The organism is Intrasporangium sp., assembly GCF_035688975.1.
Taxonomy (GTDB): Bacteria; Actinomycetota; Actinomycetes; order Actinomycetales; family Dermatophilaceae; genus CALMNV01.
On the sequence record NZ_DASSMH010000142.1, the window covers coordinates 1 to 22,389 of the forward strand.

Annotated in this window: 19 protein-coding genes; 4 read left to right on the forward strand and 15 right to left on the reverse strand. The window is 74.2% G+C overall.

Annotated elements, in window-relative coordinates; genetic code table 11:
• The 6 genes from VFJ94_RS14695 to VFJ94_RS14720 all read right to left on the reverse strand — a co-directional run.
• Positions 1–857, reverse strand: an 857-nt coding sequence (locus VFJ94_RS14695; protein WP_325004971.1) for a M56 family metallopeptidase, incomplete at its 3' end; no start/stop codon positions are given.
• Positions 858–862: 5 nt separating this feature from the next.
• Positions 863–1,330 (reverse strand): BlaI/MecI/CopY family transcriptional regulator, encoded by a 468-nt coding sequence (locus VFJ94_RS14700; RefSeq protein WP_325004972.1) that lies wholly within the window; start codon positions 1,328–1,330, stop codon positions 863–865.
• A 12-nt stretch (positions 1,331–1,342) separates the two neighbouring features.
• Positions 1,343–3,019 (reverse strand): thiol reductant ABC exporter subunit CydC, encoded by a 1,677-nt coding sequence (gene cydC / locus VFJ94_RS14705; RefSeq protein ID WP_325004973.1) that lies wholly within the window; start codon positions 3,017–3,019, stop codon positions 1,343–1,345.
• Entirely contained in the window at positions 3,016–4,686 is a 1,671-nt protein-coding gene (cydD, locus tag VFJ94_RS14710; RefSeq protein ID WP_325004974.1) for a thiol reductant ABC exporter subunit CydD, read from the reverse strand. The genes cydC and cydD overlap by 4 nt, the downstream gene beginning before the upstream one ends.
• Before the next feature lie 36 nt (positions 4,687–4,722).
• Positions 4,723–5,772: a cytochrome d ubiquinol oxidase subunit II gene (gene cydB / locus VFJ94_RS14715; RefSeq protein ID WP_325004975.1), complete on the reverse strand. Its 1,050-nt coding sequence runs from the start codon at positions 5,770–5,772 to the stop codon at positions 4,723–4,725.
• A 21-nt stretch (positions 5,773–5,793) separates the two neighbouring features.
• Positions 5,794–7,266, reverse strand: coding sequence for a cytochrome ubiquinol oxidase subunit I (locus VFJ94_RS14720; protein WP_325004976.1), 1,473 nt, complete (start codon positions 7,264–7,266; stop codon positions 5,794–5,796).
• A gap of 281 nt (positions 7,267–7,547) precedes the next feature.
• Here VFJ94_RS14720 and VFJ94_RS14725 point away from each other — a divergent pair, with 281 nt between their 5' ends.
• Positions 7,548–7,931: a GntR family transcriptional regulator gene (locus tag VFJ94_RS14725; protein WP_325004977.1), complete on the forward strand. Its 384-nt coding sequence runs from the start codon at positions 7,548–7,550 to the stop codon at positions 7,929–7,931.
• Positions 7,932–7,956: 25 nt separating this feature from the next.
• Here the strand turns inward: VFJ94_RS14725 and paaK are convergent, their stop codons facing one another.
• From paaK to VFJ94_RS14745, 4 genes are read right to left on the reverse strand one after another with little or no spacing between them, the layout of a single operon-like run.
• A complete protein-coding gene (gene paaK / locus VFJ94_RS14730) occupies positions 7,957–9,267 on the reverse strand; it encodes a phenylacetate--CoA ligase PaaK (protein WP_325004978.1) in 1,311 nt (436 codons plus the stop codon).
• Positions 9,264–10,091, reverse strand: coding sequence for an amino acid ABC transporter ATP-binding protein (locus VFJ94_RS14735; protein ID WP_325004979.1), 828 nt, complete (start codon positions 10,089–10,091; stop codon positions 9,264–9,266). Before VFJ94_RS14735 ends, paaK begins: the two co-directional genes overlap by 4 nt.
• Complete coding sequence (locus VFJ94_RS14740) at positions 10,091–11,035, reverse strand: amino acid ABC transporter permease (RefSeq protein ID WP_325004980.1); 945 nt, start codon at positions 11,033–11,035, stop codon at positions 10,091–10,093. The genes VFJ94_RS14735 and VFJ94_RS14740 overlap by 1 nt, the downstream gene beginning before the upstream one ends.
• Positions 11,036–11,037: 2 nt before the next feature.
• Positions 11,038–11,943: an ABC transporter substrate-binding protein gene (locus VFJ94_RS14745; protein WP_325004981.1), complete on the reverse strand. Its 906-nt coding sequence runs from the start codon at positions 11,941–11,943 to the stop codon at positions 11,038–11,040.
• A 356-nt stretch (positions 11,944–12,299) separates the two neighbouring features.
• Between VFJ94_RS14745 and VFJ94_RS14750 the strand changes: the two genes are divergently transcribed.
• Positions 12,300–13,805, forward strand: coding sequence for a DEAD/DEAH box helicase (locus VFJ94_RS14750; RefSeq protein WP_325004982.1), 1,506 nt, complete (start codon positions 12,300–12,302; stop codon positions 13,803–13,805).
• A 36-nt stretch (positions 13,806–13,841) separates the two neighbouring features.
• Here VFJ94_RS14750 and paaI read toward each other — a convergent pair whose 3' ends face one another.
• The gene (gene paaI / locus VFJ94_RS14755) at positions 13,842–14,258 is read right to left on the reverse strand and encodes a hydroxyphenylacetyl-CoA thioesterase PaaI (RefSeq protein WP_325004983.1); all 417 of its coding nucleotides are present in this window, start codon (positions 14,256–14,258) and stop codon (positions 13,842–13,844) included.
• The gene (locus tag VFJ94_RS14760; protein WP_325004984.1) at positions 14,255–15,451 is read right to left on the reverse strand and encodes a 3-hydroxyacyl-CoA dehydrogenase NAD-binding domain-containing protein; all 1,197 of its coding nucleotides are present in this window, start codon (positions 15,449–15,451) and stop codon (positions 14,255–14,257) included. Before VFJ94_RS14760 ends, paaI begins: the two co-directional genes overlap by 4 nt.
• Before the next feature lie 42 nt (positions 15,452–15,493).
• Here VFJ94_RS14760 and paaN point away from each other — a divergent pair, with 42 nt between their 5' ends.
• Complete coding sequence (gene paaN / locus VFJ94_RS14765; RefSeq protein WP_325004985.1) at positions 15,494–17,203, forward strand: phenylacetic acid degradation protein PaaN; 1,710 nt, start codon at positions 15,494–15,496, stop codon at positions 17,201–17,203.
• Positions 17,203–18,702, forward strand: coding sequence for an MFS transporter (locus VFJ94_RS14770; RefSeq protein ID WP_325004986.1), 1,500 nt, complete (start codon positions 17,203–17,205; stop codon positions 18,700–18,702). The genes paaN and VFJ94_RS14770 overlap by 1 nt, the downstream gene beginning before the upstream one ends.
• Before the next feature lie 53 nt (positions 18,703–18,755).
• Here the strand turns inward: VFJ94_RS14770 and VFJ94_RS14775 are convergent, their stop codons facing one another.
• The 3 genes from VFJ94_RS14775 to VFJ94_RS14785 form a co-directional block, all read right to left on the reverse strand.
• The gene (locus tag VFJ94_RS14775; protein WP_325004987.1) at positions 18,756–19,931 is read right to left on the reverse strand and encodes an MFS transporter; all 1,176 of its coding nucleotides are present in this window, start codon (positions 19,929–19,931) and stop codon (positions 18,756–18,758) included.
• A gap of 117 nt (positions 19,932–20,048) precedes the next feature.
• Positions 20,049–21,410, reverse strand: coding sequence for an HNH endonuclease signature motif containing protein (locus VFJ94_RS14780; RefSeq protein WP_325004988.1), 1,362 nt, complete (start codon positions 21,408–21,410; stop codon positions 20,049–20,051).
• Positions 21,411–21,520: 110 nt separating this feature from the next.
• The gene (locus tag VFJ94_RS14785) at positions 21,521–22,348 is read right to left on the reverse strand and encodes a CPBP family intramembrane glutamic endopeptidase (protein WP_325004989.1); all 828 of its coding nucleotides are present in this window, start codon (positions 22,346–22,348) and stop codon (positions 21,521–21,523) included.
• Positions 22,349–22,389: the final 41 nt, after the last annotated feature.

Sequence of the window (22,389 nt, forward strand, 5' to 3'; positions counted from 1 at the left end):
CCAGCGAGCAGCGCCATGGGCAGGGCGACGAGCGCCCCGGCGAAGAGGTACATCCCCGCCGAGGCCACCGACACGTCGAAGCCGGCGATGCTGCGGCCGTCGAGCAGGCCGATCCGCAGCCGGGCCGCCGACGGCGTCTCCCGGACGGCCATCGACCCCGCCGGCTTGGGCCCGCCGGCCATCCGGACGATGGCGCGGGCGGTGGGCAGCGGGCCGACCTCGCGGACGGCCGCCCGGTCGGCGAGGACCTCGATGAGCAGCTGCACCTCCCGCAGCGCTGCCTCGGACCGCACTGCAGGGGGCACGGCCTCGTGCACGACGGTGAAGAACTCGAGCACGAGGTCGTGCCGACCGGCGAGGTGCGCGCGCTCGTGGGCCAGCACGGCGTCCAGCTCGCGACCGGGAAGCGTGTCGATGGTGCCCTGGGTGAGCACCACGCGGCGCCGGGACCCGGGCAGGCAGTATGCCGTGGGGGTGGCGTGCTCGAGGACGCGGACGTGGGCGTCGCCGTGGACCGCCAGCACGTCCACGAGCTCGCGGTGGCGGCGGCGCACCGCCCGCAGGGCCCGGCCCACGCGGTGCCCGGAGAGCAGCAGGCGTGCGAGGACGACGCCGCTGACGGCGGCCGCGGCTCCGATGAGTCCGACGTGGTCGAGCAGCCGGTCCTCGCGGCGCACGATCAGCGGCAGGGCGGCCGGCGCGGCGAAGAGCGCGGAGAGCACGGCGGCCACCGCCGTCGCCTGCCACACGACGAGCGCGGCCCGCGGCGCGCGCCGGAACGCGGTGAAGCCGGCCATGAGGCGCGGCACCGGCCAGGCCAGCGCGAGCGCGAGCGCGACGAGCCCCGCGATGTACACGTGCCTCAGGTCGCCCGGCGGCGGCGCAGCCGGTCGGCGACGGTGTGCCGGGTCGCGGCAGGCGCCTCGCCGCGCGCCTCCAGCTGCGCCAGAGCGGCCCGCAGCTCGTCGATCTCCTCCGGGGTCGACTCGTCGAGGAAGTGCAGCAGCGCGCTGCGCCGCTCCTCGCCCGCGAGCTCGCTGAGCGTGTGGTGCAGCGACTCCGACGTCAGCTCCTGACGCGTGGAGGCGGGCGTGTAGCGCCAGGCGCGTCCGTCGCGCTCCCGGCTGACGAGGCCCTTCTTCGCCATCCGGTCGAGGACGGTCATCAGCGTCGTGTAGGCGAGGCCCCGCTCGACGCCGACGGCGTCGTGGACCTCGCGGACCGTGACGCCCGCGGCAGCGTCGGCGGCGCTGGTCTGGGGGACGGTCCAGAGGTGCTCCATGACGGCACGCTCCAGGTCGCCGAGGCGGTTGCGTGGGTTCCGGGGCATGGTGACTCCAATCTACTCGTCCGGTCGACCGACTCTGACGACCCGGTCGAAGAGCTCGAGGCCCTCCAGGCGGTGGGTGACGAGCACGATGGTCCGGCTGCGGTCGTCGGCCTGGGCACGGAGCAGGTCGGTGAGGACGGCGAGCGCCGTGGGCCCGTCGAGGTGGGCGACGGGCTCGTCGAGCAGGAGCACCGGTCGGCGGCTCACGAGCGCTCGGGCGATGCCGAGCCGCGCCCGCTCGCCGCCCGACAGACCACGGCCCGAGCCGCCGAGGCGGGCGTCCAGCCCCTCCGGCAGGTCGGCGAGGAGCCCGCCCAGCCCCGCGCGACGAAGGGCCCCACACAGGTCCGAGTCGGTCGCGGCAGGCGCCGCGAGCAGCAGGTTGTTGCGCAGCGTCGTGGCGAAGAGGTGCGGCTCGTCGTCGACGAGCGCGACGTGGTCGCGCACCGCGTCGACCGGCAGCTCGAGGACGTCGGCGCCGTCCCACGTGTAGCGGCCGGCGCGCGGGTCGAGCTGCCGGGCCAGGACGGCGAGGAGGGTCGACTTGCCGGAGCCGTTCGACCCGGTGAGGGCGACCCGCGAGCCGGAGGGCAGGTCGAGGTCGACGGGACCGACGTGGTCGACGTCTCCCGTCCACGAGGCCGTCACGCCGCGGACGACGATGTGCGGCGCGTCGCCCGTGGGGGCGCGGTCGGCGGGGGAGCCCTCGACGGCGCGGGCCGCCGGCGGCAGGCCGAGCAGCGCGGCGATGCGGGCCGCGCTGCCCTGGGCTCGCGCGAGCGCCCGCATCGCGTCGGTGAGCGGCGTGATGGCGTCCGTGACGGCGACGGGCGTGAGCAGCAGGAGCGCCTTCACCGGCCCGGACAGGGGCAGTGGCGCGACGACCGCCGCCGTCGCCACGACGGCGCCCCCGACGGCGACGAGGAAGAGGCCCGAGGCGGCCGCCCGGCCCGCGCTCTGGCGGCGCGCGGCCCCCGCGAGCGCCTCGTGCGCGGACTCGAGCCAGCCCAGCGCGGTGTCCCAGCCGCCGACGGCGCGCAGCTCGGTGGCCGAGGACGTGACGAGCTCGGCCACCCGCGTGACCTCCGCCCGGGCGTCGAGCAGCGCGGCGAGGGAGCGCGACTCGAGCCGGTGGGCGAGCCCGCTCACCGCCGCCACGACGAGCGCGAGCCCCACGAGCACGAGCCCGACCGACGGGCTGAGCCACGCCGCCAGCACGATGGCGACCAGCCCAGCCACCGCGGAGGCGAGCACCGGCACCGTGACGCGGACCTGGGCGTCCGCGACGTCGGTGAGGTCCTCCACGACGCCCGTCAGCACGTCGGAGCGGCGGCGTCGGCCGAGCCGGGCAGGGGTGAGCGGGATCAGCCGGGCGTATGCCGCGGTGCGTCGCTCCGCGAGGGACGCGAGGGCAGCGTCGTGGCTGGCCAGGCGCTCCCAGTAGCGGAAGACCGGCCGCGCCATGCCGAAGGCCCGCACCGCGACGATGGCCGTGAGCAGGGTGAGGATGACGGGCTGCTCGGAAGCGCGCACGATGAGCCAGCCCGACGTCGAGGTGAGGGCGATGCCGGCCGCGGTGGCGACGCCGCCGAGCAGCCCGCCCCGGGCCACCCCCGCCGCCGGCCACCACACGGCCCGTCGCTGCCCCTCGTGGGTCGCCCCGGGGCCGGCGTGGGTCTGGGTCGTCATGCCGGCACCTCCGTGGCGGTTCGGGGCGGCAGCAGGTGCACGTCGGTGGGCCGGGACAGTCGCACGTGGGCGGCTGCCAGGTGGAGCAGCTCGGGTCGGTGGGTCACGGCGACGACGGTGCGGCGCTCGGCGAGCTCGGCGATGAGCTCGTGCGCCGCGTCGGCGGCCGGTCCGTCGAGGTGGGCGGTCGGCTCGTCGAGGAGCAGGAGCGGCTCGACGCTGAGCCACGCGCGGGCGAGGGCGAGGCGCTGGCGCTGCCCGGCGGACAGGCCGAAGCCGTCGTCGCCGAGCCGCCCGCCGAGGCCGCCGTCCATCCCGGCCACCACCCCGTCGAGGCGCACCCGGCGCAGCGCCTCCCACAACGCCTCGTCGGGGGCCGCACGGGAGATCGTCAGCGCCTCGCGCACCGTCCCGGCCGCGAGGAAGGGGCGCTGGGTGACCAGATGGGCACCCGGGGCCCGCAGCACGCCACCGGTCGGGGTGCGCACCCGGGCGAGCAGCTCGAGCAGGGTCGACTTGCCGACGCCGGAGGGACCGGTGATGGCGGTGAGGCCGGGACCCGCCGCGAGGTCGAGGCCCGCGAGGACGTCGGCGTCCGATCCGGGATGGCGGTAGCGCAGCCCGCGGGCCGCCACCGACGGCACAGGCGACGGCGCAGGCGAGGGCACGAGGGTGGACGCCACGGGGGACGCCGACCCCGCCTGTCCGCCCACGGACGGCCCGGCCATCGGCTCCCTCGTCAGCGCCGCGAGGATCCCGTCGAGGGCCGCGGCGCCGTCGGCGGCCGCGTGGAACTCGGCGCCCACCCGCCGGATCGGCCAGTAGGCCTCCGGAGCGAGGAGGATGGCCGTCAGGGCGGGACCGAGCGCCATCGACCCGCCGGCGAGGCGGACCCCGACGAGGACGGCGACGATGGCCACGCAGATCGTGGCCAGCAGCTCGAGCGCTGCCGAGCTGAGGAAGGCCAGCCGCAGGGTCCCCATCGTCGCGCGCCGGTGCCGGGCGCTGACGTCGCGGACGGTCTCCACCTGGCGTTCCGCCCGGCCGTAGGCGACGAGCGTCGGCAGGCCGCGCACGACATCGAGGAAATGGCCCGACAGCGCGGCCAGCGCGGCCCACCTCGCTGCGGTGGACTCGGCCGTGGCCCGGCCGATGAGCGCGGCAAAGAGCGGGAGCAGCGGCACGGTCAGCACGACGACGACGGCGCTCGGCCAGTCGACCACCGCCAGGGCGGCCAGCGCCAGGACGGGCACCACCGCGCCGGTGGCGAGCGCGGGCAGGAAGCGGGCGGCATACGGCTCGACCGCGCTCGTGCCCGCCGTGGCGAGGGTGACGGCGGTGCTGCGCTCGGGCCGCTCGTCCGCGTCGAGGTCCCCCCACCGCCGCAGCAGCGCCCAGCGCAGCCGTGTCGAGACGGACACCCCGGCCCAGGCGGCGACGACGTCGCCCGCCGCGGCGAGCAGTGCCCGAGCGACGAAGAGGGCGGCGAGCCACCACGCCGGCCCCGGCAGCGGGCGGCCCGTCACGACGGCCACGACCAGGCCCGCGAGGGCGAAGGCCGTCCCCACGGTGGCGGCGCCACTCAGCACGCCGAGGGCCGCCAGGGTGGCCAGGGGCGCGCGCACCTCGGGCACGGCGCGCACCAGGCGGGCGTCGAAGGGTCGCACGGCGGAGTCCTCTCTCGGTGGGCCGGGCCGGTCGGGTCAGTGGGTGGCGACCGAGAGCTGGACGTCCTCGGGGATGTGCGCCGCGGTGAGCCGCTTGCGGAACACCCAGTAGGTCCAGCCCTGGTAGAGCAGCACGATGGGCGTGAAGACCGCGGCCACGACCGTCATGACCGTGAGGGTGTAGGGCGTGCTCGAGGCGTTGGCCACCGTGAGGTCGTATGCCGGGTTGGTGGTCGAGGGCATGACGTCGGGGAAGAGGATGAGGAAGTAGGTCGCGACGGCCATGGCGATGGTGACGGCCGTGCCGAGGAAGGCCCAGCCCTCGCGCCCCCGGGCGTTGGCGACGAGGGCGGCCACGAGCGCACCGGCCGCCACGACGGTCGTGGCCCACGAGGCGGCCTTGCCGTTGCCGAGGCCGAGGACGAGGAGCAGCACGACGGCGAGCACGGCCGCCACGACGCCCACCTTGGCAGCGATCCCGCGGGCCTCCGCCCGGATGGGACCATCCGTCTTGAGGGCCACGAAGATCGCGCCGTGGGTGAGGAAGAGGGCGACGAAGACGAGCCCGCCGAGCAGCCCGACCGGGTTGAGGAGGGTGAAGAGGTTGCCGGTGAACTCCTTGTCCGCGTTGATCGGCAGACCGCGCACGACGTTGGTCAACGCGATCCCCCACAGCAGCGCGGGCACGAGCGAGCCCCAGAAGATCGCCGTGTCCCAGCCGGACTTCCAGGCCTGCTCGGGCCGCTTGTGCCGGTAGTCGATGCCGAGGTTGCGCAGGATGAGCGCGACGAGGATGAGCAGCAGCGGCAGGTAGAAGCCGCTGAACATGGTCGCGTACCAGTGCGGGAAGGCCGCGAAGGTCGCGCCGCCGGCCGTGAGCACCCACACCTCGTTGCCGTCCCAGACCGGGCCGATCGTGTTGAGCAGGACCCGCCGCCGCTTCTCGGCGTCGGCGGCGTCGGCGGCGAAGGCCTTGCCGCCGAGGACGGGGAAGAGCATGCCGACGCCGAAGTCGAAGCCCTCGAGGACGAGGTACCCGGTCCAGAGGACGCCGAGGACGATGAACCAGAAGGTGCTGAGTTCCATTGGTATCCCTTGGCTTTGCTGTCAGTAGGCGAAGACGAGCGGGGCGTCCTCGTCCTGGTCGCTGGGCTCGTGCGGCGGCTCGAAGGGCTCGGCGCCGCGTGCGACGTAGGCCAGGAAGAGCCGCACCTCGACGACGGCGAGCGCGCCGTAGAGCAGCGTGTAGACGACCATCGAGGTGATGACCTCACCGGCGGAGACGGCGGGGGAGACGCCGGTCGCCGTCGTCATGAGGCCGAAGACGAGCCAGGGCTGGCGGCCGACCTCGGTGAAGATCCACCCGAAGGAGTTGGCGAAGACGGGCAGCAGGGGCGCGGCCACGGCGGCATACAGCAGCCACCGCGCCGTCGGGGCGCGGTCCTTGCGGGTCAGCCACAGCACGAGGGCCGCGATGCCGGCTGTCGCGATGCCGGTGCCGATCATGAGACGGAACGTCCAGTAAGTGGTCGGGATGTTGGGCACGTATGCCGTTGCCGGATCGGCCACGAGCGGGTTGCCGCTCGCGCCGTAGCGGGCGGCATACTCCGCCTTGAGGTCGGTGATGCCGCGGACCTCGCCGGTGAAGGTGCCCGTCGCGAGGAAGGACAGCAGGCGGGGGATCTCGAGGAGCGCGTTGGCGTGCTGCCCGTCGAGGGAGCCGACCGTGAGGACCGAGAACGGTGCGCCCGCGCCCTGCGGGGACGTCTCGTAGAGCGCCTCGGCGGCCGCCATCTTCATCGGCTGCACCTCGGTCATGATCTTGCCCTGGATGTCGCCGCTCAACGCCACCCCGAGGCCGGCCACGAGGGTGAGCGCGGCTCCGAGGCGCGTCGCGCGCCGGTAGAGGGGCACGTCGGAGCTCCCCGGCGTGCGGTCCGGGTTGCGCCGAGCCTCCCGGCGCAGCAGGTGCAGCGCCACCCCCATGACGACCCCGCCTCCGACCATGTAGGCCGAGAGGGCGACGTGGGGGAAGGTGACGAGCTGGACCGGGTTGGTGAGCACGGCCCAGAAGTCCGTGAGCTCCGCGCGGCCGGTGGCCGGGTTGAAGCGGTAGCCGACGGGGTGCTGCATGAAGGAGTTGGCGGCGAGGATGAAGTATGCGGACAGCAGTGTCCCGACATGCACGAGCCACATCGTCGCGGCATGCAGCCGCTCGGGGATCCGGCCCCAGCCGAAGATCCACAGCCCGAGGAAGGTCGACTCGAGGAAGAACGCGAGCAGCGCCTCGATGGCGAGCGGCGCGCCGAAGATGTCGCCGACGAAGCGGGAGTAGTCCGACCAGTTCATGCCGAACTGGAACTCCTGGACGATCCCGGTGACCAGCCCGAGCGCGAAGTTGATCGTGAAGAGCTTGCCGAAGAACTTGGCGAGGCGCATCCAGTCGGGGTTGCACGTGCGCACCCAGGCGGTGTGGAAGACCGCCACGACGAGGGAGAGCCCGATGGTGATCGGGACGAAGAAGAAGTGGTAGACGGTCGTGATGGCGAACTGCCACCGTGCGAGGTCTGTCGCATCCATGGGCTCTCCCGGGGAGGTCGGCTCGACTACAAGACGTAGTAGATACTACGCGACGTAGTAGCCGTTTCCCGCGCCGCGCCGTCCCCTGTGGCGCACACCACACCCCAGTTGTCTGCGGGGCTGGGTATCGCTATGGCGCTATCCCGCCTCCCAGTTGTCTGCGGGGTGGGATAGCGTCCTGGCGATACCCAGCCCCGCAGTTGTCTGGGGGTGGCCGTATGCCGGTCGGCGCGCGTGCTGGCGCGGTGGGGACACGCATCGCCGGACAGGGAGGCAGGACCATGGACGAGCGCCTTGGCATCGCGGTCGACCCCGGGGCGAGCGAGCCGCCGTTCGAGCAGGTGCGCGCGCAGCTCGCCGACCTCATCGAGAGCGGCCGGCTGCTCACCGGCGACCGGCTGCCCACCGTGCGGGCCCTCGCCGGCGACCTCGGCCTCGCGGCCAACACGGTCGCGCGCGCCTACAAGGAGCTCGAGGCCGCCGGGCTCGTGCAGACCCGGTCTCGGGCCGGGACGGTCGTCGCGTCCAGCGCCCACTCGGCCGAGGCCACCGTCTCGGCGCTCGCCGCAGCGTTCGCCCGGGCGGCCCGCGCCGCTGGCCTCGACGAGGCTGCCGCCGTCGACGTCGTGCGCGCGGCCCTGCGCACCGCCGGTCGCGACGCCTGACGCAGCCCGGCGGCATACGGCCCGGTCACGACCGCGGCCGCTCGTCGACGATCCGGCGCGCCTTGCCGATCGAGCGCTCGATGGAGCCGGGCGGGCGCACCTCGACCCGGCACGTCGTGCCGATGTGCGTCTTGACCGAGTGCTCCAGGGCCCGACCGATCGCGTCCGCGTCCTCCGGGGCCAGCCGTGCCAGCGGCTCGACGAGCACGGTGAGCTCGACCATCCGCCCCGGTTGGCGCAGCACGCACTGGAAGTAGGGCGACAGCCGCGGCTCGGCGAGGACGAGCTCCTCGATCTGGGTCGGGAAGACGTTGACGCCGCGGATGATCATCAGGTCGTCGGTGCGGCCGGTCACCTTCTCCATCCGCCGCATGGCGGGCACCGCGGTCGTGGGCAGCAGGCGGGTGAGGTCGCGGGTCCGGTAGCGCACGACCGGCATCGCCTCGTTGGTCAGCGTGGTGAGCACGAGCTCGCCGCGCTCGCCGTCAGGCAGCACCTCGCCGGTCAGCGGGTCGATGACCTCGGGGTAGAAGGAGTCCTCCCAGAGGTGCAGTCCGTCCTTGGTCTCGGCCGCCTCCTGCGCCACGCCCGGACCCATGACCTCGGAGAGCCCGTAGATGTCGACGGCGTCCATGCCCGTGCGGGCCTCGATCTCGCGCCGCATCGACTCGGTCCACGGCTCCGCGCCGAAGATGCCGACCCGCAGCCGCGTCGTGGCGGGGTCGATGCCCGCGCGCTCCATCTCGTCGAGCAGGGTGAGGAAGTACGACGGCGTGACGAGGATGACCCGCGGGCCGAAGTCGGCGATGAGCTGCACCTGCCGCTCGGTCATGCCGCCCGAGACCGGCACGACGGTGCACCCGAGCCGTTCCGCGCCGTAGTGGGCGCCGAGCCCTCCGGTGAAGAGCCCGTAGCCATAGGCGACGTGCACGACGTCGCCCGGTCGGCCGCCGGCCAGCCGGATCGAGCGGGCCATCAGGTCCGCCCACCGGTCGATGTCGCCGGCTGTGTAGCCGACGACGGTGGGGCGCCCGGTCGTCCCCGAGCTCGCGTGCAGCCGGGCCAGGCGCTCCCGCGGCACGGCGAACATGCCGAAGGGGTAGTTCCCCCGCAGGTCGGCCTTCGTCGTAAGGGGCAGCCGGGCGAGGTCCTCGAGCGAGCGCACGTCCTCGGGGTGGACCCCCGCCGCGTCGAACGCGGCCCGATAGTGCGCAACGTGGTCGTATGCCGCCCGCACCGTCTCCCGCAGGCGGCCGAGCTGCAGCGCGCGCAGCTCGTCGACCGACAGCGAGGGCAGGGCGGACCCGTCCCCCTTCCGGACCGGGCTCGTCGTCATGGCCGCATCGTGGCGTCCGTCTCCCCGGCGCGCATCCGGCTGAGGAACGCGCGCGTCCGGGCCTGCTGCGGGTTGCCGATGACGTCGGCGGGCGGACCCTGCTCGCAGACGACCCCGGCGTCCATGAAGACCACGTGGTCGGCCACCTCACGGGCGAAGTCCATCTCGTGGGTGACGACGATCATCGTCATGCCGGCGTCGGCGAGGTCGCGCATGACCTTGAGCACGTCGCCGACGAGCTCCGGGTCGAGGGCCGAGGTCGGCTCGTCGAAGAGCATGAGCTTGGGGTCCATCGCGAGGGCCCGGGCGATGGCGACGCGCTGCTGCTGGCCCCCGGACAGGGCGCCCGGGTAGGCCGTCGGCTTGTCGGCGAGGCCGACCTGCTCGAGCAGCTGCAGGCCGCGTCTGGTCGCCTCCTGCCGGGAGGTCCCCTTGACCTGGACCGGCGCCTCGATGATGTTCTCCAGCGCGGTCATGTGCGGAAAGAGGTTGAACCGCTGGAACACCATGCCGATCTCCCGGCGCTGGGCGGCGACCTGCCTGTCGGTGAGGTGGTGCAGGCGACCGCCCTCCTCGCGGTAGCCGACGAGCTCGCCGTCGACCCAGATCCGCCCACCGTCGATGGCCTCGAGCTGGTTGATGCAGCGCAGGAAGGTCGTCTTGCCGGACCCCGACGGGCCGAGCAGGCAGACGACCTCGCCGCGGCCCACGTCGAGGTCGATGCCCTTCAGCACCTCGTTGCCGTGGAAGCTCTTCGTGACGTTGAGGGCGCGCACGAGGGGCTGGTCGGCGCCGGTGCGCGGTCCGGGAGCTGACGCGGTCATCAGGCCCCTCCCGCGCCTGCCGGGCGCGCCACACGCCTGGTGGCACCGGGCGCGCCGAAGCCGCGACCGAAGCGCTTCTCGAGGTAGTACTGCCCGACCATGAGCACCGAGCCGACGATGAGGTACCACGCGGTGACGGCCACGAAGGACGGCATGATCTGCAGCGTCCGGGTGCCGATGGCGCGGGTCTGGTAGAAGAGCTCGGTGATGACGGGGATCGCCGAGAGCAGCGAGGTGTCCTTCACCATGGCGATCGTCTCGTTGCCGGTCGGGGGCACGATGACGCGCATCGCCTGCGGCAGCACGATCCGGCGCATCGTCTGGCCGCGGCTCATGCCGAGTGCCTGGGCGGCCTCCGTCTGGCCCTTGTCGACCGAGATGATGCCGGCGCGGGCGATCTCGGCCATGTAGGCCGCCTCGGAGAGCCCGAGGCCGACGATGCCGGCCAGCAGCGTGCTCGAGAACTGGTTGACGTCGAGGGTGAAGAAGGTGAAGTCGGTCCGCAGACCCAGGAGCGAGGCGAGCTGCTGCCCGAAGGGCACCCCGAAGTCGAGCTCGTTGTAGAGGAAGCCGACGCCGCTGCCGATCATGGCGAGGAGCACGAGCCGCGGTATGCCGCGGAAGAACCACGTGTAGATGAACGACGTGCCGCGCAGCACCGGGTTGTCAGACAGCCGCATGATCGCGACGAGGACCCCACCTACCACGCCGATGGCCATGGCGCCGAGGGTGCCGATGATGGTGCCCTTCCAGAGGCCCTCGAGGACGGGCGTCTGGTTCATGATCTCGAGCGCGGTGCCGAAGTCCCAGCGCTCGTTCGTCAGGAACGAGCTGAGCAGCATGGCCACGACCACGACGATTCCCGCGAGGGCCACCCACCGCCACGGGTGCCGGACGGGCCGGGCGTCGATGGCGCCCGGCCGGTCCGCTGCCGACGTGGACACGATCAGGGGTTGACGGCGAAGTCGGTGATCGCGCCCGCCTCCACCGCGTACTTCTTCAGGGCCGCCTCGTAGCTGCCGTCCTTCTGGGCGGCCTTCAGCGCCTCGACGATCGCGTTGGCGAACTCGGTCTGGTCCTTGGGCAGGACGTAGCCGTACGGCGCCGAGTCGTAGATGTCGCCGAGCGCCTCGAGCCGGCCGGTCTTCTTGATCGCGTAGAGGCCGACGGGCGAGTCCGCGAGCATGGCGTCCGACTTCCCGCTGGCGACGTCGGCCGTGACCTGGTCCTGGCCCTCCTGGACGATCATGGTGATGGCGGGCTTGCCGGCGTCGGTGCACTTCTTGCTGCGCGCCGTGAGGTCATCGAGCTGCACGGTGCCCTTCTGGACGCCGATGTTCTTGCCGCAGGCGCCCTCGATGGTGACGCCCTTGGGGTTGCCCTTGGGCACCACCCACTGCGTGCCGGCCTTGTAGTAGCTGACCATGTTGACCTGCTTCTTGCGGTCCTCGTTGATGGTGAAGCTCGAGACGCCGATGTCGTACTTGCCGCCGGTCACGCCGAGGATGATCGAGTCGAACCCGGCGGGCCGGTAGTCCGCCGTCACACCGAACTTCGCGGCCACGGCGTTGAAGATGTCGACGTCGAAGCCCTCGACCGTCTTGCCGTCGCCCGCGAGCATCTCGTTCGGGGCGTAGGTGGGGTCGATGCCGACGATGATCTTGCCCGCGGCCTTGATCTTGGCCGGGAGCTTCGCGACGAGGGCCGGGTCGGCCCCGCCTCCCGTGGCGCTCGATCCCGGGGCCGGCGCGGACCCGGCGGGGGTCGAGGTGAGCGAGGACGAGCCGCATGCCGTCAGGGTCAGGCCAGCGGCCACGCAGCCGGCAACGGCGATCAGGGACACGCGGCGCATTTCGGGGACGTCCTTCCGGGAGGTGCGCAGCCGGCGAGGAGGGGTCCGGCTGAGTCGGGATGAGCCGATCCTTCCACTGATGGGTGGCGCCGGCACCCACCACCCGGGATCGTTCGCGGATCGCGACCTCCCGGAGGCTACGGCGGAGATCCTCCTCGTGGACCGATGCGGGGAAATGGGTAGGAGTCGGGTACCGTACCTCGTGGTGGCCCGCCCAGTTCTGCCTCGGGCCGACCTCTTCTCGATGGATGCGCCCCCTCGTGGCGCGCCCGTCTCGTCGATTCGCTCTTGCGCCGCGACCCAGTGCCGGTTCGCGCCGGGCAGAACGACCCCTTCCCATCTCTGGAGTCCCACCTGTGTCCACCGACACCACCTTCGCCGCGCTCGGCGTGCCCACCGTCCTTGCCGACCTCCTCGCCGCGGACGGCATCACGGTCCCCACTCCCATCCAGGCTGCGACGCTGCCCGACTCGCTCGCCGGCCGCGATGTGCTCGGCCGGGGCCGCACGGGCTCGGGCAAGACCTACGCCTTCCTGCTGCCGCTCCTGACCCGCCTCGCGCAGGCACCGGCCCCCCGGCAGGCGCGCCGCCCGAGGGCGCTCATCCTCGCGCCGACGCGCGAGCTGGTGACCCAGATCGACACCGCCATGGCACCCCTCGCCAAGGCCCTGGGCCTGACCACGCGGACCGTCTTCGGGGGCGTCGGCCAGGGTCCGCAGGTGCAGAGCCTGCGGGGCGGCGTGGACATCGTCGTCGCCTGCCCGGGGCGTCTGGAGGACCTCATGGGCCAGGGCCACGCGGTGCTCGACCGCGTCGAGATCACGATCCTCGACGAGGCGGACCACATGGCTGACCTCGGCTTCCTCCCCGGCGTCCGTCGCATCCTCGACGCCACGCCGCGGACCGGGCAGCGGATGCTCTTCTCCGCGACCCTCGACGCCGGAGTCAACGTCCTCGTCAAGCGGTTCCTCACCCGCCCGGTCACCCACGAGGCCGACTCGGCGCAGTCGCCGGTGGCGAAGATGTCGCACCACGTCCTGCATGTCACCGCGGACGCCCACCTGCCCGTGCTCCTCGACCTCACGGCGGCGCCCGGACGCACCGTGGTCTTCACGCGGACCAAGCACCGCGCGAAGAAGATCGCCCGCCAGCTGAACAGCTCCGGCGTGCCCGCCGTCGAGCTGCACGGCAACCTCAGCCAGGGCGCCCGCACCCGCAACATGGACCACTTCTCCACGGGCCGCGCCCAGACCCTCGTCGCCACCGACATCGCGGCGCGCGGCATCCACGTCGACGACGTGACGCTGGTCATCCACGCCGACCCCCCGGTCGAGCACAAGGCCTACCTGCACCGCTCCGGGCGCACCGCCCGCGCGGGCAACGAGGGCACCGTCGTCACGCTGATGATGGACGACCAGGTGCGGGACGTGCGGGACCTGACGCGCAAGGCCGGCATCACCCCGACGACCACCAGGGTCGCGACCGGCCACCCGCTGCTGGCCGAACTGGCTCCTGGCGAGCGCACCTTCACCGGCGGCCTCGTCCAGGTCGAGGAGCCGACCGCGCCCCGCGGCGCCTCCCGGGGCTCCGGGGGCGGGTCCTCAGCCGGTGGCGGCCGGGCCCGTGGCCGCGGTCGGGCCACCGGCGCTGGGTCGGGCTCGGGCGGTGGCACCGGGACGCCTCGTCGCGACAGCGCTCCCGCGGCCGGTGGCGCCCAGCGCCGCGGCGGGTCGGGGAGCGGCGGCCGCGGCGGCCCGCGCACGCCGACAGCCCGCACGGGCGGCTCGACGACCGTGCACAGCACGAGCACGGGCGGTGCCGCGGCCTTCTCCGCGGCCGGCTCCCGCCGCCGGGGGCGCTGAGCTGCTCCCGCCGCCGGGGGCGCTGAGCGGCGTCGCTCAGGCGCTCGGCAGCGCGCGGGACCGACCGCGGAACTCGGCCACGACCTGAGCGTCCGACTCGCGGGTCACCGTCACGTCGGTGATCCCGCTGCGGCCGTATGCCGTGCGCACGCGGCCGTCAGCGGTGAGGACGTCGCCGAGCCGGCTGGGCGCCGTGAAGCTGATGTCAGCTCCCGCGGCGACGGTGACCGCGCCGCGGGAGTTGCAGGCCAGGGCGAAGCACGAGTCGGCCAGGGCGAAGACGAAGCCCCCGTGGCAGATGCCGTGCCCGTTGACCATGTCGCCTCGGACGGTCATCCGCACGACGGCGTGGTCCTGCTCGACGACGAGGGCCTCCATGCCGAGCCCTCGGGAGGCGCCGTCGTCGGCCCACATCCTCCGGGCGAAGGCCACGCCGGCCGGCTCGGTGCTCATCCGAGGCTCCCGTCCGTGAGGGCGGGGCTCGGCCGGTAGCGGCCCCCGGGGTAGGCCGAGTCCAGTCGGCGCAGCTGGTCGGCGACGACGTGCAGCCCGATCTCCCGTCCCCGGGCGATCGGTCCCCACGGGTAGTTGGCGCCGAGCCGCATGGCGACGTCGATGTCCTCGGCGGTCGCCTCGCCGCGGCGGACGAGGTCGACGGCCTCGTTGACGAGCATGGCGACCGTGCGGGCCAGGGGGTCGTGCTCGACGGGGCCGCCGACGAGTCGGGCGGCGAGCCGCAGGTCGGGCTCCTCGGACACGAGGGTGCCGTCGGCGGCATACGAGTAGACGCCCGAGCCGGACTTGCGGCCGAGGCGGCCGGCCGCCACGAGGTCGCGCTGGAAGGCAGTGGGCGCGTAGCGCTCGTCGCGTCCGGTCTGCTCCCAGACCGACGTGCCGACGGCGAGGTTGACGTCCTGCCCGATGAGGTCGGTCAGCTCGAACGGCCCCATCCGGAAGCCGCCCCGCTCCCGGAGGATCCAGTCGACCGTTGCCGGGTCGGCGATGCCGTCGTGCACGACGCGTTGCGCCTCGCCGTAGAACGGCCGGGCGACGCGGTTGACGATGAAACCGGGCGTCGACGCGCACCGGACCGGCGTCTTGCCCCACGCGCGCATGAGCCCCACCACGTGCTCGAGGTAGGCCTCGGAGGTGTCGTGGCCGTGGACCACCTCGACGAGCCGCATGAGCGGCGGGGGGTTGAAGAAGTGCAGGCCGAGCACCCGCTCCGGGTCGGGCACGGCCTCTGCGATGGCGGACACGTCGAGGCTGGAGGTGTTGGTGGCGAGGACCGTCGTCGACGGCTGGTGCTGGGCGAGCTCGGCGAAGAGGGACCGCTTGAGCGCCAGGTCCTCGGGCACGGCCTCGATGACCAGGCCGCACTCGGGGAGGCCCGCGAGGGACTCGCTGCCCCGGACCAGGCTCGCGATGACCTCGGCGTCCTCGGCGGGCAGGCGGCCCCGGTCCGCGAGCCGCGCCACGCTCTCCCGGACCCGGCCCACCGCGGCGGCTGCCGCTCCGGGCGCGACGTCGACGAGCGTCACGTCGTGGCCGGCGGCCGCCGCGACCTGGGCGATGCCCGAGCCCATCGTCCCTGCGCCGAGCACGGCGACGGGCGCTGGCGGGGACGCGGTGGCCTCGGAGTCCATGCCGCCATTGTGCCGGGCGGGCACGGCTCTAGCCTTGAGGGCGTGACCGCACAGGCAACGACGCCCGCCCACCCGCTCCTCGACGCGCACGCGCCGGTCCTCGACGAGATCCGGTCCGCCCTCGCGACGCGGTCGTGGTACTCCCGATACCCCGAGTCTCCCAGCCCCCGGGTCTACGGCGAGGACGCCGCGGCAGTGGGCCTCGCGGCATACGAGGCCCATCTCGGTCGTCCGTATGCCGCCCTGGCCGACCAGCCGACCGACGGGACCTTCGTCGGCAGCGAGGTCTCGCCCTACGGCCCCACCCTCGGCGTCTCCTACCCCGCGCTCGACCTCGACGCCGGGCTCGCGGCCGCGCGCGGGGCGCTGCGCGCGTGGCGGGACGCCGGGCCGCAGGTGCGGGCCGCCGTCTGCGTCGAGATCGTCGACGCCGTGGGCCGGCGCAGCTTCGAGCTGGCCAACGCGGTGATGCACACGTCCGGCCAGCCCTTCGTCATGTCCTTCCAGGCGGGCGGCCCGCACGCCCTGGACCGCGCACTGGAGGCGATCGCCGCTGGTCTCGTCGAGCAGGAGCGGGTCCCCGCGTCGGTCGTGTGGGAGAAGCCGGCGCGCGACCAGCCGCTGCGGATGCGCAAGGACTACCGCATCGTCCCGCGCGGCGTGGGCCTCGTCATCGGGTGCAACACGTTCCCGACGTGGAACGCCTACCCCGGCCTCTTCGCCTCGCTCGTGACGGGCAACGCGGTGGTCGTCAAGCCGCACCCGCGGGCCGTGCTGCCGCTCGCGATCACCGTCGAGGCCGCCCGCCAGGTGCTCGCCGACGCCGGCTTCGACCGCGCCCTCGTCCAGCTCGCGGCCGAGTCCGACGGCCAGGGGCTGGCGCGGACGCTGGCGCAGCGCGACGAGGTGGCCATCATCGACTACACCGGCGGCCCGTCGTTCGGCGAGTGGCTCGAGCGGGAGGGTGCGACGCGGGGCGCACTGGTCTACACGGAGAAGGCGGGCCTCAACTCCGTCGTCGTCGACTCGACCGACGACCTGCGCGGGACGCTTGGCAACCTCGCCTTCTCGCTCGCCCTCTACTCGGGCCAGATGTGCACGGCGCCGCAGAACCTCTACGTGCCGCAGTCCGGCGTGCAGACCGACGAGGGGCACCTGTCCTTCGACGAGTTCGGCGACCGGCTTGCCGAGGCCGTCACCCGGCTCACGGCAGACCCCGGCAAGGCCGTGGAGCTGCTCGGCGCCACGGTCAACGACCAGGTGCGCGCCAACGCCGACGCGCTCGCGCGCGTGGCGGCGCAGGCCGACGGTCGCGTGGTGCTGGAGTCGCGCCGCGTCGTGCACCCGGCATACGCCGAGGCGGTCGTCCGGGCCCCCGGACTCGTCGCCGTCGACGTGTCGCGCGAGGACGCCTACACGCGCGAGTGCTTCGGCCCGGTCGGGTTCCTCATCCGCACGACGTCGACGCAGCAGTCGCTCGAGCGGCTGGCCGGGACCGTGCGCGAGCACGGTGGCATGACGGCCTCGGTCTACTCCACCTCCGACGAGGTCCTTGGGGCGGCGCGGGAGGCGGCCGCCGACGCCGGGGTGGCCCTGTCCGAGAACCTCACCGGGCAGGTGTTCGTCAACCAGACCGCTGCCTTCTCGGACTACCACGGCACGGGGGCCAACCCCGCCGCGAACGCCGCCTACACCGACGCGGCCTTCGTGGCGAGCCGCTTCCGGGTCATCACGTCGCGACGCCACGTGTGATGCCGGGCATCGAGGTGGACGCCGCTGCCGGCGACCGGGCGTCGGTGCAGCGGCGGGTGGTGCGCACGCTCGTCCTGTCCCAGGCCCTCGGCGGCCTGGGGATGGCGAGCGGGCTCGCGGTCGGGGCGCTCCTCGCCCAGGACGTCTCCGGCACGGAGTCGCTCGCCGGTCTCGGCACCACCTTCCAGGTGCTCGGCGCCGCCCTCATCGCGATCCCCGTCGCCCGCGTCATGGCGGCACGGGGCCGTCGCCCGGGCCTGGCGCTCGGGCTCGTGCTGGCCCTGGTCGGCGCGACCCTCGTCGTCACGGCGGCCGTGGCCCGGTCGTTCGCGCTACTGCTGCTCGGGATGCTGCTCTTCGGGGGCGGCACGTCGGCGAACAGCCAGGCGCGGTATGCCGCCGCCGACCTCGCCGACCCCGGGCGCCGGGGGCGCGACCTGTCCGTCGTCGTCTGGGCGACGACCATCGGGTCGGTCCTCGGGCCCAACCTCGTCGGCCCGGGGCAGGCGCTCGCCCGGGCCGTGGGCCTGCCACCGCTCGCCGGCTCCTTCGGCTTCTCGCTCGTGGGCTTCGTGCTCGCGCTCCTCGTCGTCACCGCGTTCCTGCGCCCCGACCCGCTCCTGCTGGCACGCGCGCTCGAGCGGGAGGCTCGCCGCGCGGGGGCAGCACGGCCCGCGGGCGCGGCGCAGCGCGTCGCCAGCGGAGCCAGCGGAGCCAGCGGGGCCGCCCTGCCGGCCGCCGACGGCGCGGCCCGCGCAGTCTCGATCCCCGCGGGATCGGCCCCCGACGGCACGGCCCGAGCGGTCTCGATCCCCGTGGGGTCGGCCCCCGACGGCGCGGCTCCACTGGAGCCGGTCGACGGCCTGGGTCCGGGCGAGCTCGGGGACGGGGCCGAGGACCACGACGGCTCCCTCACGCGCGGCCTGCGCGTGGTGCGCTCCCGCGCGGGGGCGCGGCTCGGCGTGCTGACCATCGCGCTCGGGCACGTCGTCATGGTCAGCGTCATGGTGATGACCCCCGTGCACATGCGCCACGGCCACGCGGAGCTCGAGGTCATCGGTCTCGTCATCTCGGCGCACGTCCTCGGCATGTTCGCCTTCTCCCCGCTCGTGGGCGCCGCCGTGGACCGCTGGGGCAGCCGGCCCGTCGCTGCCGGGGGAGGGGCGGTCCTCACCGTGGCCGCGCTGCTCGCGGGACGCTCGGCGGCCGGGTGGTCACCGCTTCTGCTCGTCGCCCTGCTCCTGCTCGGGGTGGGCTGGTCGGGCACGTTGATCTCCGGCTCCACGCTGCTCATCGCCGCCGTGTCCCCCGTGGAGCGGCCCGCGACGCAGGGCCTCTCGGAGGTGCTCATGGGCCTCGCCGGGGCGGCCGGCGGTGCGGTCGCCGGCGTTGTCGTCGACCGTTTCGGCTACTCGGCGCTCGCCTCGACGGCGTCCGTCGTCGGCCTGGCCATCGTCGCGCTGCAGCTGACGTCCCGCACCGGCGCGCCAAGGCGGTGACGGCGCCGGGGCCGCCGCGGTGACGCCAGCCCGACGGCTCAGGAGCGCAGCCCTCAGCCCTTGTGGGCCGCGGACGCGCGCCCCGCGGCGAGCCAGGCCGTCCACGCGGCCGCCGCGATCGCGGCGATGGCGCCTCCCGCGAAGGCCGCCTGGAGGCCCTGGGCCTGCGCCAGCAGGCCGAGGACGATGGGTCCGCCGCCGATGCCGAGGTCGATGAACACGCTCGCCGTGCCGGCGGCCGCGCCGCGCTCGCGTGGCCCGACGGTCGCGAAGACGGCGGCGAAGTACGCCGGGGTGAGGACGGACACACCGATGCCGATGATGGCGGCGGCGAGGAGCAAGGTGGGCACGCTGGCGGTCAGCGCCGCGAGCCCGGCTCCGGCCGCGGTCAGAGCGAGCGCGCCGGCCAGGTGGCGAAGCGGGGAGCCGCGATCGGCCGCTCTCGCGAACGCGATCCGTCCCGCGACGACGACGGCGCCGTAGGTCAGCAGGACCAGGCTGGGGGCGCGGCTGCCGATCTCAACGGCCCGGATGGCGGCGAAGGCAAGGAAGCCCGCGGAGGCGACCAGCCCACCGAGGAGTCCCAGGGCGACCTTGAGAGAGGGGCGGTGGATGAGGCGGGCTGGCCCCGGGGCCGGCGTGCGGTCCTGCGCCCGGTCGTCGAACGCCTGCGCGAAGAGCGCCGCCACCGCGCAGAGCGCCGCTGCCGCCCACCAGGCTGCGGCGTACCCAGCCCACCCGATGAGCCGCTCACCGAGAGGTGGCCCGAGCGCCAGGCCGCCGTAGAGGGCCATCGAGTTGTAGCTGAGCGCCTCGCCGGCCCGGCCCGGCGGTGCCACGTCGGCCAGGGCGGCGAAGCCGGCGACGAAGAAGGCCGCCTCCGCGACGCCCATGAGGAGGCGGACTGCGACGACGGCGGCGATGGTCGACGTGACGAGGAAGCCGAGTGCGCAGACGGCCGCCAGGGCCGCGCCCGACACCATGAGCCGCCGCCGCCCGAACCGGTCCGAGAGTCGCCCGGCCCACGGGCGCAGCGCGAGCGCGGTGAGGGAGTAGGCCCCGAAGGCGAGGCCCGCTCCGGCGGCCGCCGCGTGGACCGGGCCCACGGCATACAGGGGGAGCGCGTAGACGAAGAGACCCGCGGCGAGGAAATAGGCGAGATCCATCGCCGTCAGCCGGACGAATGCCGCCGTCCACAGCCGACCCGTGGGAGCGGTCGACGGCTCCACCCACCCAAGGCTAGCGCGGAGCGCGGCCGTCCCGGCGAGGCGGGCCGACCCCCCACCGGTCCACTCGCGCGGCCACGCCCGGATGGACGACTGCCAGCAGCGCGTGCGGCTGGTCCGTCAGAAGGGCGGCGGGTCGTGGGGTTGCGGGCTGGTGGGTGGTTTGGCTGGTGGTGGGTCCGGGTGGGGGTCGGGTGGTGGTCGGCGTGGTGGGGCGTGCCGGGCGGCTTCGAGCCAGTCCTTGGGGTGGGTGACGTAGCGTCGGCCGGCGGCGGTGCGCCAGGTGATGGCCGCGGTGGTGGGGTCGCGGTGCGCGTGCCAGATTCCTTGGGTCTTGACCCGGTGGTGGGTGCGGTGTTTGGCGCTGAGGTTGCTTGGGGTGGTGGGCCCGGCGGGCCAGGGGGTGTCGTGGTCGAGGTCGCAGCGTGCGGCGGGTAGGTGGCATCCGGGTCCGCGGCAGGTGCCGTCGACGGCTTGGACGTGCGCGATCATCTCGGCGCTGGGGCGGTAGCCGGTGCGGTGCAGGCCCAGCGCGTGGCCGGTGTCCACGTCGACGAGGAGGGTTTTCCAGGTGCTGTCCTCGGCGGTGATCAGGGCCCGGGCCTGCTCGGCGGCTACCCAGCCGTGGCCGGGCAGCTCGCAGGGGCTGTCGTCCAGGCCGAGGGCCGTGGTGATGGGGACCACGACCCACACGGTGGCGGCGGGTCGGCGCCCGAGGGTGGGGAAGGAGCTGTCGGGGCCGGGGTGGCCCCAGATCGCGGTGTCGCTGAGGTAGTCGGCGCGCAGCCGTTGCAGGGTGCGGGGGTCGCCGGCGGCGCGGGCGGCGCGGGCGGCGGCGTCGGCGCGGTCCATGGCGGCGGTGATCTTGTCCGCGTCGTTGGTCACCGTCAGGGTGGCGGTGCCGTCGTCGTGCAGGGTGGTGTAGGCGCCGATGCGGGCGCGGGCGGCGCGGCGGCGGGCGGCGGCGGCCTCGGCGTCGACGGCGAGGACGGCGCGGCGCAGGCGCTGCCGGAAGAGGGTCACGCTCAGGCCCGCGCCGTCGCGGGTGGGGGCGAGCGCCGCCCGGGCGACCGCCTCGACGTCCTCGTCGGGCAGCCCGGTGGTGGCCTCGAGCACCTCGCAGGCCCGGGACATCGTCGTGGTGCCGGCGGTGAGCTGGTCGGTCAGGAACCGGGTGCGGGTCGCTGGGCCGGTGGCCAGGTCCAGGCGCAGTCCCACCTCGGTGGGGCCCAGCCCGGTGGCGGTGGTGACCTCCAGCACCACCAGCTCGCGGGGGGTGAACGCGGCCGTGGCGCGCGGGGTGTCGCGGCGCATGGCGGCCAGCTCGGCCTGCGCGGTGGCGAGCATCCGGGCCAGCGCCGGGAGGGTGGCTGCGTCGAGGCGGGCCTTGAGCCGTTCGGCGCGTTCGATCAGCGCCAGCTCGGCGTGCAGCGCGGCGGCGCCGGTGGCCGGCTCGTCGGCCGGTGTGGGGAGGGGGCTCATGGCCCCGACGGTGGTGTCCACGCCCATGCTCTAGTAGAACACACGTTCGACTAAACGTCAAGCCGCGAGGGCGCCGGGGTCGGGCTGCCGCGGCCTGGGACCGCTGGGCGCTACAGGGCCACTCCACGCGCCCGCAGGAGCGTGTAGCCCACGAAGGCGACGACATCGAGGAGCGTGTGGCAGACCACGAGCGGCAGCACGCGACGGGTCCGCACGAAGACGAGCCCCAGGAGCACGCCCATGGCCACGTTGCCGGCGAAGCCCCCGAACCCCTGATAGAGGTGATAGGTGCCGCGGATCGCCGCCGACACGCCGATGACGACCGGCCACGACCACCCGACCTGGCGCCAGCGGGTGAAGAGGTAGCCGACCATGACGACCTCCTCGAGCACGGCGTTCTCGGCGGCGGCGAGGACGAGCACGGGCACGGCCCACCAGACATCGGCGAGGTTGGCCGCGGACACGGAGGTGTTGACACCGAGCGCCTTGGCGGCGACGTAGAGCAGCAGGCCCGGTATGCCGATCAGCGCAGCGAGCCCGAGACCGCGCGTCGCGTCGCGGACCGGCTCCCGGCCGTCGAGGCCGAGGAAGCGGCGCGGCGAGATGCCCATGGCGGGCGGAGCCACCCGCGCGAGGAGGAAGAGGGCGAGGAGGACCGGCACCAGCGCCAGTGCGATGCCGACGAGCTGGTAGGCGAGGTCGAGCCAGGGCCGGTCCGGGGTCACGGCGGTGTTCATCGCCGCCGTCTGCTGGGCCAGCGGCACGGGACGCGTGAGCCGCTCGACGATCTGCAGCACCGACCTGACCGCGGAGGCACCGAGCGAGACCCCGAGGACCAGCAAGGTCTCGGTGCGCAGCCCCCGTCGCTCGACCGGGCTCGAGACCGCCGCGGGGTCCCGCTTCAACGCGGCGAGCGGCACGGCATACCGGCGGGGCATGGCCGCCACTCTACGGAGCCGCGGCTCGGCCGGGCGCGCGA